Below are 651 nucleotides of genomic sequence, written 5' to 3'. Positions count from 1 at the left end.
ACGTGACACGCCCTGCCCCGAAGCGAACTTCGCGCCGAAATCGGCTCAAGTCCATTCAAGAAGTTGCGTGCATCGGAAGGTCAGTCGACCAGCAACAGATGACGTGCGGATGAACGGTGCCGGTGAGGAAATCAGCCCTTGTCGTCGTCGCCCTGGGTGATCAGCCGCGCGCTGCGTTGCCCCGTCGCGTAGATCCATAGCCAGCTCAGCGAAACAGCAAGCCGGTTGCGAAAGCCGATCAGGAAATAGATGTGGGCCACTCCCCACAGCCACCAGGCGAGCCAGCCGGTGAGCTTGATCCAGCCGAAATCGATGGCGGCGGCGCGTTTGCCGATCGTCGCCAGATCGCCGGCATGCCTGTAGTGGAAAGGACGCGCGGTCGTGTCGCCGCCGAGCCTGGCCTTGATGGTAGCCGCAACATGTCGGCCCTCCTGCTTGGCGGAAGGCGCCACGCCGGGAACCGGCCGCCCGTCTGGCCGCAGCACATGAGCGGCGTCGCCGATGACGAAGATCTCCGGGCTGCCACGCACACTTAGATCGGGCTCGACCAGCACCCTGCCCGCGCGGTCCGCCTTCGCTCCCAGCCATTCAGCGGCTGGCGAAGCGGCAACGCCGGCTGCCCACAGGATCGTTCGGGCGGCCAGTTGCTTA

The 651-nt window shown here is 65.4% G+C and carries 1 protein-coding gene; it reads right to left on the bottom strand.

The annotated features are described in order from the left end of the window. Positions 1 to 131: 131 nt before the first annotated feature. The coding region (locus tag EN925_RS38585; RefSeq protein WP_164894819.1) for an FAD-dependent oxidoreductase at positions 132 to 651 on the bottom strand (520 nt) is incomplete at its 5' end.

Source organism: Mesorhizobium sp. M7A.F.Ca.US.006.04.2.1 (genome assembly GCF_004022915.1).
In the GTDB taxonomy this organism is placed as follows: Bacteria; Pseudomonadota; Alphaproteobacteria; order Rhizobiales; family Rhizobiaceae; genus Mesorhizobium; species Mesorhizobium ciceri.
The sequence above is the reverse complement of the archived record's forward strand: the minus strand, read 5'-3'. Positions and strand labels throughout refer to the sequence as shown.